Origin of the sequence: Frateuria sp. Soil773, from assembly GCF_001428405.1 — a bacterium.
Taxonomy (GTDB): Bacteria; Pseudomonadota; Gammaproteobacteria; order Xanthomonadales; family Rhodanobacteraceae; genus LMSL01.
The window spans coordinates 139,159-148,295 of record NZ_LMSL01000005.1 but is presented as its reverse complement, the minus strand read 5'-3'; the positions used below and the strand labels follow the sequence as shown (position 1 = coordinate 148,295).

Genomic DNA, 9,137 nt, shown 5'->3' with positions numbered 1-9,137 from the left:
ACGGTAGTGCCCCAGCCGCACGAGCGGCAGCGCAGCGCTCGCTCCCTGCCGCAAGCGAATACCGCCAGCGCCGGCCAATGCAGCAACAGCCACCGCAACGGCAAACGCCTCGATTGCCATCACCGCCCCAAAAACCCACACCCGTCATTCCAGCGAAAGCTGGAATCCAGCGCCTTCGAACCACCATGGATTCCAGCTTCCGCTGGAATGACGAGCACAGGCGAAACCGGCGACGACACCTCGGCAATGGATATCGGGAAATCAGCAACCGATGCGAGGATCAGCGATGGACGCGGGAATCAGCGACGGATACGGCAACTACGGAAAAAAGCCGCCGCCCCAGAGTCGCAGCGCGCCGCCCGTCAGCCAGAACATCAGTACCGCAGCAAAGCGTGCAGCGGCACCTCGTCCGGCCAGCGCCCGCGCCCCTGCAAGGCGGCCAGCTCGATCACCACGGCGGCCCCGGCCAGGTCGGCATCGAGCTGTTCCAGCAAGGCCCGCGCCGCGGCCAGCGTGCCGCCGGTGGCGAGCACGTCGTCCACCAGCAGGGCGCGTTCGCCCGGGCGCAGCGCGTCGGCGCGCGCTTGCAGGCGGTCGATGCCGTATTCCAGGCGGTACTCCATCGTCACCACCGGCGGCGGCAGCTTGCCCGGCTTGCGCAGCGGCACGAAGCCGGCATTGAGCTTCTGCGCCAGCGCGGCGCCGAAGATGAAGCCGCGCGACTCGATCCCGCACACCGCCTGCACGCCCTGGCCCAGCCACGGCTCGGCCAGCGCGTCGATGCAGCGCGCGAAGGCGCCGGCGTCCGCCAGCAGCGGCGTGATGTCGCGGAACACCACGCCCGGCTGCGGAAAGTCGGGTACGGCGCGGATCAGTGTCTCGAACGGTTTCATGTCGGCTCCGGCTGCGCGGCCCCGGCGACGCGTGCCGGCCGCAATGCGCCGGGCAGGATACCGCCCGGCGCCTCAGCAGGTGGCGGTCACCGGGGCGTCGGGGTCGCCGTCCGGCTCGCGCAGGGCCGTGCGCGCCTCGGCCAGCTGCCGCTCCACTTCGTGCACGATCCGCTCGGCGGCGGCCAGGCAGGCCTCCGGTACCATCACCGCGACGTAGTCCAGCGCCGGCAACTGGCCGACCGCGCCGGTCAGGTACTCGCCGGCGACGAAGGCGGGAATCTCCTCGCGCTCCAGCGCATCCTTCACCAGATGGGCGTCGATCAGGGTCACGGCTCGGTAGGCGATGCGCATGGATGCACGCTACTGCGGCACCCTGCAGGCGGCAAGCTTTTTGCATCGCGTTCCGCGACACTCGGGCCTCGCACCGGACGCGCCCGTTCCATCCCACCGGAACCCCCTCCTGCATGCCGGCAAAAAAGCACGATTCCCGCCTCTCCTTCGTCGCCCGGGTCCACCGCCTGCGTATGCTCGGGCTGGGCCTGGGGGCGCTGCCGGTGGCGAGCGTGCTGTACCAGCTCCACGCCCCCGCGTGGATGTGGGCGCTGCTCGCGCTGAACGGCTACGCCTGGCCGCACCTGGCCTATGCGCTGGCCTCGCGCGCCGCGCGGCCGGCCGACGCGGAGCAGGCCAACCTGCTGGTGGATGCCGCGATGGGCGGGCTCTGGGTGGCGCTGATGCAGTTCAACCTGATGCCCAGCGCGCTGCTGGTGGCGATGCTGGCGATGGATCGCATCTGCGCCGGCGGCTGGCGCCTGTTCGGCAAGTCGCTGCTGCTGCAATGCGCCTGCTGCCTGCTGGCGGCGGCGCTGGGCGGGTTCGCGTTCCGGCCGGTCAGCGACATGCTCAACATCGCCGCCTGCCTGCCGATGCTGCTGATCTACCCGATCTGGCTGAGCACGGTGAACTTCGCGCTGGGCCAGCGCGTGCGCCAGCAGAACCGCCTGCTCGACCAGCTCAGCCGCACCGACGCCCTCACCGGGCTGCCCAACCGCACGCACTGGCTGGAGGCGGCCGAGACGGCGCTGCTGCGCTTCCGCCAGCACCGCCGGCCGGCCTCGCTGATCCTGCTCGACGTCGACGGCTTCAAGCAGATCAACGACCGCCACGGCCACGCGGTCGGCGACGCGCTGCTCGGCGAGCTGGCCGCGATCCTGCGCGGCAGCCTGCGCGCGCAGGACACGCCCGGGCGGCTCGGGGGTGACGAATTTGGCGTGGTACTGCCCGAAACGGACATCGAGCGCGCCCGCGCCGTCGCCGAGCAGGTCTGCCGGCACGCCGAGCGGATCGGCGCGGCCGACGCCGAGCGCAGCCTGCCGTGGACGCTGAGCCTGGGCGTGGTCGAGATCGACGACGGCGTGGCCGACCTGCGCGAATGGGTGCGCCGGGCCGACATGGCGCTGTACCGGGCCAAATCGCAGGGGCGCAACCGGGTCAGCCACCACGCCGATGCGTCGGAAGCGGCCGGCCGCCCGGCCGCCGCCTCGCCCGGCTGAAACCGGCCCGGCCCGCCGCAGCGGGCAGCCGCGGACGTGGACGAGGTAAACTCGGCGGTTTCCGCCCACCGCACGCGAGCCCCGCCCGATGTCGACCGAACCCAGCGTCCCCGCCTCCGCCGCCACGCCAGCCGCCACGCCGGCCGAAAGCCAGCGGACCGAAGGACAGCGGGCCGACGTGCAGCGGGCCGACGTACAACGGGCCGACGTACAACGGGATTTCGTGCGCCAGATCATTCGCGACGACCTCGCCAGCGGCAAGCACACGGCGATCCGCACGCGCTTCCCGCCGGAGCCCAACGGCTACCTGCACATCGGCCATGCCAAGGCGATCTGCCTCAACTTCGGCATCGCCCGCGAGTTCGGCGGCTGGTGCAACCTGCGCCTGGACGACACCAACCCCGGCAAGGAAGACCCCGAGTTCGTCGCCGGCATCAAGGACGACGTGCGCTGGCTGGGCTACGACTGGCACGAGCTGCGCCACGCCTCGGACTACTTCGAGGTGTTCTACCGCGCCGCGCTCAAGCTGATCGAGGACGGCAAGGCCTACGTGGACGACCTGTCCGCCGACGAGGTGCGCGAGTACCGCGGCACGCTGACCTCGCCCGGGCGCAACTCGCCGTACCGCGACCGCTCCGTCGCCGAGAACCTCGACCTGTTCCGGCGCATGCGCGCCGGCGAGTTCGCCGACGGCAGCAAGACCCTGCGCGCGAAGATCGACATGGCCGCCGGCAACATCAACCTGCGCGACCCGGCGCTGTACCGCATCCGCAAGGTCGCCCACCAGAACACCGGCGACGCCTGGCCGATCTACCCGATGTACGACTTCGCGCACGCGCTGTCCGACGCGATGGAAGGCATCACCCATTCGCTGTGCACGCTGGAGTTCGAGGACCACCGCCCGCTGTACGACTGGTGCGTGGACAACGTGGACCTGGCCGCGCACCCGGCGCTGTGGCAGCCGGTGGTCGACGCCGGGCTGGAGGCGAAGCCGGCCAAGCCGCGGCAGATCGAGTTCTCCCGGCTCAACCTCAGCTACTGCATCACCAGCAAGCGCAAGCTCGCCCAACTGGTCAACGAGAAGCTCGTGGACGGCTGGGACGACCCGCGCATGAACACCCTGCGCGGCCTGCGCCGGCGCGGCTTCACCCCGGCCGGCCTGCGCCTGCTGATCGAGCGGCTGGGCATCAGCAAGCAGAACAGCGTGATCGACTACGCCATCCTCGAAGGCTGCATCCGCGAGGACCTCGACGCCACCGCGCCGCGCCGCATGGCCGTGCTCGACCCGCTCAGGCTGGTGATCGCCAACCTGCCCGAAGGCCACGAGGAAACGCTCGCCTTCGCCAACCATCCCAAGGACGAGGGCTTCGGCACGCGCCAGGTGTCGTTCTCGCGCGAGCTGTGGATCGAGCGCGACGACTTCGCCGAGGTGCCGCCCAAGGGCTTCCACCGGCTCAAGCCGGACGGCGAGGTGCGCCTGCGCGGCGTGGGCATCGTCAAGTGCGAGGAAGTGGTCAAGGACGCCGACGGCAACGTCGTCGAGCTGCGCTGCACGCTCGACCCCGAATCCCGCCAGGGCATGCCCGGCGCCGACCGCAAGGTGAAGGGCACCATCCACTGGGTCAGTGCCGCGCACGGCGTGGCCGCCGAGGTGCGCGTGTACGACCGCCTGTTCAGCGTGCCGGCGCCCGACGACGAGAGCGACGGCAAGAGCTGGATCGAGCACATCAACCCGGACGCCAAGCGGGTGGTGCGCGCCTGGCTGGAGCCGGCCGCGGCCGGCGCCGGGCCGGAGCAGCGCTTCCAGTTCGAGCGGCTGGGCTACTTCGTCGCCGACCGCGTGGACCACCGCGCCGACGCGCCGGTGTTCAACCGTACGGTGACCCTGCGCGACACCTGGGCGAAACAGGGCGGCTGAGGGAGAACGGCATGTTGCGCCTGCAGATCCACCTCACCCTGCCGCCATGGATCGGCGAGATCGCCGACGAGGGCCGCACCTACGCCACCGACGAGGACAAGGTCGGCCTGGCGATCGCGCTGTCCCGGCGCAACGTCGAGAGCGGCCACGGCGGCCCGTTCGGCGCGGCGGTGTTCAACGAGGCCGGGCGGCTGGTCTCGGCCGGCGTGAACCGGGTGGTGCCGCAGACCTGCTCGGTGGCGCACGCCGAGATGATGGCCTACATGGCCGCGCAGCAGCGCCTGGCCGCCTACCGCCTCAACGAGGCGGGCGGCCGCTACGTCCTCGCCACCAGCGCGCAGCCGTGCTGCCAGTGCTACGGCGCCACCGTGTGGGCCGGCGTCGACGAACTGCTGATCGGCGCGCGCTCGGAAGACGTGGAAGAACTCACCGACTTCGACGAAGGCCCGCTCCCCGCCGACTGGATCGGCGAGCTGGAACGCCGCGGCATCGCCGTGCGCCGCGACGTCCTGCGCGACCAGGCGCGCGCGGTGCTGGCCGCCTACGGCGCCGGCGGACCGAGCTATTGAGCCGCTGGAGCGCCGCACTGCCGTTGCTGCTGCTGGTCGCCGCCGGCATCGTGCTGTTCGCCTCCGGCACGCTCGACCGGCTGCATCCGGACCAGTTGGTGGCGCACCAGCAGGAACTGCACGAACAGATCGCCGGCCATCCCTGGCTGAGCCGGTTCGCCTACGTCGGCCTGCTGACCCTGGCGATGTCCACCGGCATTCCCGGCACCATCGTGATCATCCTCGCCGGCGGCTTCGCCTTCGGCACCGTGCAGGGCACGCTGTGCTCCTCGGTCGCGCTCACGCTGGGCTCGCTGATCCTGTACCTGGCCAGTCGCTACGCCTTCGGCGGCGGCAGCAAGCACCCGCCGAAACTGGTGGAACGGCTGCACCACGGCTTCGAGCGGCACCCGGTGGGCTACACGCTGTTCCTGCGCTTCGTGCCGGTGGCCCCGTTCGGCCTGGTCACCGTATGCCTGGCCTGGCTGCGCTGCCCGCTGTGGCTGTTCCTCGGCGCTACCTGGCTGGGCGGCACCCTGGCCCTGGTGTTCGAGACCTCGATCGGCACCGGCCTCGGCAACGTACTGCGCCACAGCGACCACCTCGGCTTCGGCCTGCTGCTGCACCGCGAAGTGCTGCTGCCCCTGGGCGCCATCGCCCTGCTCGCCCTGCTGCCCCTGCTGATCGGCCACCTGACCCGCCATCGCCGGCACCCTGCGGGCAGCAGTGCGGCCGAGGGCAACCGGGAATAGCCGCTGCCCGATAAGCGAGCCCGAAACGCCGCCGAGGCATAGCCGCATCGATGCCCCCGACCTGCCCCTGATCGAATCGCCGCCCTCCCTCCACGCCCGGCCGGCGCTCCACACCTCGTCATTCCGGCGAAAGCCGGAATCCGGCGCCTTGGCCTTGGACGGCCCAAAGTCACTGGATCCCGGCTTTCGCCGGGATGACGGCCTGAGGGAAGTGACGACGTGAGGGAGATGACGGCCCTGAGGGAGATGATGGCCCTGAGGGGGATGACGACCTGAGGCAAGACCGCTTGCAACTCGCCCCGCGTCGACGCTTCCGATTACTTCGCGCCGAACCGGAGAACTCGTGCCCTCGCACGCCGTCATTCCAGCGAAAGCTGGAATCCAGCGCCTTTGCCTTGGAGGCCCCAAAGCCACTGGACCCCGGCTTTCACCGGGATGACAGCCCGAGGGAAATGACGTCCTGAGGCAAGGCTGTTCACGATTCGCCTCACACCGATACCTCCGATCGCTCCACGCCGAACCGGAGAACTCGTCCCCCACACGACGTCATTCCAGCGAAAGCTGGAATCCAGCGCCTTGGCCTTGGAGGCCCCAAAGCCGCTGGATCCCGGCTTCCACCGGGATGACGGGTCCGAGGCATCCCTGATGCAACGCACCAACGCCGGTACGCCCCTGGGAGCCGTACGGCACGGTCCCAAGAACCGCACGATGGCCCGGGAGAAAGCCGTCGCCGCCCGCAAGCCTCCCGGCCGCAGCCCAGCCAACCAACCCGCCCCGACCTGCCCCCTTCGGCCGCCGCCGTATGGCCTAGCTGCCAGTCCACGCCTTTCGCGCTAGGCTCGGCCGAGCGGCGCACGGAGCGCCGTCATGGGGCTGACGCATGGCTACGGGTGGCACCTCCTTTGCGGCGCGGCTGTGGCGGCGTACGTCGCTGATGCAGCGGCTGGCCTTCATCTCGCTCGCGCCCACGATGGTCACCGCGTTGCTGCTGGTCACCATGCTGACCCGCTACCAGCTCGCCACCCTGCGCCAGATGGGCCTCAACACCGCCGGCGCGATCGCGACCCAGGCGGCCTCGGTCGCGGCCGACCCCCTTCGCAACATGCAGCGGCGCGAGCTGGTGCGCATCGCCGATTCGATCGGCGAGCTGCCGCACGTGGCGCGCGTGCAGATCCGCGCGGCGGACGGGGAGATCCTCGCCGACAGCCAGCCGCGCAACGCCGTGCCGGCGCGGGACACCCTGGCGGTGGTGCGCAACGTGGTGAGCGGCGACCAGCCGCAGCAGTCGTTCGGTTCGGTGCTGGTCGACGTCAGCCTGGGCGAGGCGATCACCGCGCAGCGGGCCAGTCTGCGCAACGCGCTGATCGCGCTGGCGCTGAGCCTGTTCCTGTCGGCGGTGATCGGCTGGCAGGCGGCGCGCTGGATCAGCGCGCCGCTGCGCCACCTCGCCGGCGCGGTGCACCAGCTCGGGCGCGGCGACCGCCAGGTCGAGGTGGAGGTGACCGACCAGACCGAGATCGGCGAGCTGCAGCAGGGCTTCAACGGCGCCGCCGCCGCGCTGTACGAAATGCAGCGGGGGATGGAGCAGGAGATCGAGCACGCCACGGTCGAGCTGGCGCGCAAGAACGCCGCGTTGGAGGCGGCCAGCGTGGCGAAGGCGCAGTTCCTCGCCGCCGCCTCGCACGACCTGCGCCAGCCGCTGTACGCGCTCACCCTGTTCTCCTCCGCGCTGGCGGTGGACGAGCACGACCCGGTGCGGCTGGACCGCATCGCGCACATCCAGGAATGCGTGGAGGCGCTCGACCACCTGTTCGGCGAGCTGCTCGACCTGTCGCGGCTGGAGACCGGCGCGATGCAGATCGAGATCGGCGAGTTCCCGCTCGACCACGTGTTCGAGGAGGTCAGCCGCAACTTCCGCATGATCGCCGAGCAGCACGGGCTGCGCCTGGTGGTCCGGCCCACCGACCTGTGGGTGCGCAGCGACCGCACCATGCTCGCGCGGATCCTCAACAACCTGGTCAGCAACGCGCTGCGCTACACCCGCGACGGCGGCGTGCTGGTCGGCGCGCGCCTGCGCGCCGACGGCACGGTCCGGGTCGACGTGTGGGATACCGGCAGCGGCATCGCGCCCGAGCACCAGTCGCGCGTGTTCGACGAGTTCTACCGCGTCGAGGGCCCCTGCAACGACCACGACGACGGCCCGCGCCGCGGGCTCGGCCTGGGCCTGGCCACGGTGCAGCGGCTGGCCGACCTGCTCGATACCCGGGTGCAGTTGAAGTCGCACTACGGGCGCGGCAGCGTGTTCAGCTTCCACCTGCCGGTGGTCGCTTCGCGGCCCAGCTCGAGCCTGCCCCTGGAGGAAGTGCCGCTGGACGTGTCCGGCCTGCGCGTGCTGGTGATCGACGACGAGCCGGCGATCCTCTCGGGCATCCGCTACCTGCTGCGCAGTTGGGGCTGCGAGGTGGTCACCGCCGAGGACCGCGTACAGGCCCTGGATGCGGTGGAAGGCTGGTCGGAGCCGCCGGACATCGTCATCTCGGACCTGCGCCTGCGCGACGGCGACAGCGGCCTGGAGGTGCTCGCCGCGCTCGACCGCTACTACCGCCCGGACGGCTCGGCCTCGTTCCCGCGCCTGCTGATCACCGGCGAGACGCGCAGCGACCGCCTGCGCGAGATCATGGCGGCGAAGATCCCGGTGCTGTACAAGCCGGTCTCGCCGGAGCAACTGCGCGAGGCGATGATGGCCGCATGGACGGCCAGCCGCCATGTCGCCTGACGCGCCGCCCAATCCCCGCGCGGGCGGCTAGGGCGTGGCGTTGCGGATCATCGCCTGCACGTCGGGCGGATCGGCCAGGTCCGCGCCGCTGCGGTACACGCCGAGCTTGCCGCCTTCCCACAGCCCCACCTCGATCTGGCGGGCGGCCGGATCGACCAGCAGGTAGCCGGCTTCCTCGCCGCCCTCGTGCGGCTTGTTGCCGGTGACGTAGAGCAGATCGCCCGCGCGCGACAGCGGGCCGCTGACCTGCATGTTGGCCTTGAAGCGCGCGAAGCGCTCGCCGAGCAGCCGCTGCAGCGGCGCGACGAGCGGGCCGCGTCCGTACAGGTCGACGTCGGCCGGGTAGCGGCCGACCAGGGTTTCCAGCGAGGACCAGTCCGCCGGCGCCGGCGCGGTGGAGGCGGCGGCAGGCGTGGCGCCGGCGGTGGCATCCTGCGCGGCGTCTCCGGCGGGAGGCTTGCCGCAGCCGGCCAGGACGAGGGTCGCGCCCAGCAGGGCGGTGGCGATGACGCTGGGTTTCATGGCGATTCCAGGCAAGCGGTTCATGCGGCGCACGCTATCGCATGCCGTGTGAACGCCTGTTCCACGACCGGGCCGCATGCGCCGGCCGGGTCCGCGCGCAGCGTGTCGCTCGCAGCCGCCGCCGGGGCGGCACGAAGCGACCACGCAACGCGGCGCTCCAGGCACAGGAACGCGC

General features: G+C 71.3%; 8 protein-coding genes. 5 read left to right on the top strand and 3 right to left on the bottom strand.

The genetic code is table 11. From position 1 onward, the window contains the following. Nucleotides 1-374: 374 nt before the first annotated feature. Together ASG87_RS03930 and ASG87_RS03925 are read right to left on the bottom strand one after the other, a co-directional pair. Complete coding sequence (locus tag ASG87_RS03930; RefSeq protein ID WP_056001140.1) at nucleotides 375-893, bottom strand: adenine phosphoribosyltransferase; 519 nt, start codon at nucleotides 891-893, stop codon at nucleotides 375-377. A 72-nt stretch (nucleotides 894-965) separates the two neighbouring features. After that, nucleotides 966-1,244, bottom strand: a complete 279-nt coding sequence (locus tag ASG87_RS03925) for a DUF2007 domain-containing protein (RefSeq protein ID WP_056001137.1) — start codon at nucleotides 1,242-1,244, stop codon at nucleotides 966-968. 113 nt (nucleotides 1,245-1,357) lie between these two features. On the opposite strand from ASG87_RS03925, the gene ASG87_RS03920 reads away from it, so the two are divergent. The 5 genes from ASG87_RS03920 (at nucleotide 1,358) to ASG87_RS03900 (ending at nucleotide 8,440) form a co-directional block, all read left to right on the top strand. Then, on the top strand, nucleotides 1,358-2,446 hold the full coding sequence (locus ASG87_RS03920; RefSeq protein WP_162258312.1) for a diguanylate cyclase: 1,089 nt from the start codon (nucleotides 1,358-1,360) through the stop codon (nucleotides 2,444-2,446). 88 nt (nucleotides 2,447-2,534) lie between these two features. Further along, a complete protein-coding gene (locus ASG87_RS03915) occupies nucleotides 2,535-4,364 on the top strand; it encodes a glutamine--tRNA ligase/YqeY domain fusion protein (RefSeq protein ID WP_082582735.1) in 1,830 nt (609 codons plus the stop codon). A gap of 11 nt (nucleotides 4,365-4,375) precedes the next feature. After that, nucleotides 4,376-4,933 carry a nucleoside deaminase gene (locus ASG87_RS03910; protein ID WP_056001132.1) on the top strand — a complete coding sequence of 186 codons (558 nt, stop codon included), beginning with the start codon at nucleotides 4,376-4,378 and terminating at the stop codon, nucleotides 4,931-4,933. After that, nucleotides 4,930-5,664, top strand: a complete 735-nt coding sequence (locus tag ASG87_RS03905) for a VTT domain-containing protein (RefSeq protein ID WP_056001129.1) — start codon at nucleotides 4,930-4,932, stop codon at nucleotides 5,662-5,664. The genes ASG87_RS03910 and ASG87_RS03905 overlap by 4 nt, the downstream gene beginning before the upstream one ends. 880 nt (nucleotides 5,665-6,544) lie before the next feature. Beyond that, nucleotides 6,545-8,440, top strand: coding sequence for a hybrid sensor histidine kinase/response regulator (locus ASG87_RS03900; protein WP_056001126.1), 1,896 nt, complete (start codon nucleotides 6,545-6,547; stop codon nucleotides 8,438-8,440). 27 nt (nucleotides 8,441-8,467) lie between these two features. Here the strand turns inward: ASG87_RS03900 and ASG87_RS03895 are convergent, their stop codons facing one another. Further along, nucleotides 8,468-8,962: a hypothetical protein gene (locus tag ASG87_RS03895; RefSeq protein ID WP_056001121.1), complete on the bottom strand. Its 495-nt coding sequence runs from the start codon at nucleotides 8,960-8,962 to the stop codon at nucleotides 8,468-8,470. Nucleotides 8,963-9,137 lie beyond the last annotated feature (175 nt).

Coding starts and splice junctions, on each gene's coding strand:
- ASG87_RS03900 (WP_056001126.1), top strand. CDS start 6,545: ATGGCTACGGGTGGCACCTCCTTTGCGGCGCGGCTGTGGCGGCGTACG.
- ASG87_RS03895 (WP_056001121.1), bottom strand. CDS start 8,962: ATGAAACCCAGCGTCATCGCCACCGCCCTGCTGGGCGCGACCCTCGTC.
- ASG87_RS03910 (WP_056001132.1), top strand. CDS start 4,376: ATGTTGCGCCTGCAGATCCACCTCACCCTGCCGCCATGGATCGGCGAG.
- ASG87_RS03920 (WP_162258312.1), top strand. CDS start 1,358: ATGCCGGCAAAAAAGCACGATTCCCGCCTCTCCTTCGTCGCCCGGGTC.
- ASG87_RS03915 (WP_082582735.1), top strand. CDS start 2,535: ATGTCGACCGAACCCAGCGTCCCCGCCTCCGCCGCCACGCCAGCCGCC.
- ASG87_RS03930 (WP_056001140.1), bottom strand. CDS start 893: ATGAAACCGTTCGAGACACTGATCCGCGCCGTACCCGACTTTCCGCAG.
- ASG87_RS03925 (WP_056001137.1), bottom strand. CDS start 1,244: ATGCGCATCGCCTACCGAGCCGTGACCCTGATCGACGCCCATCTGGTG.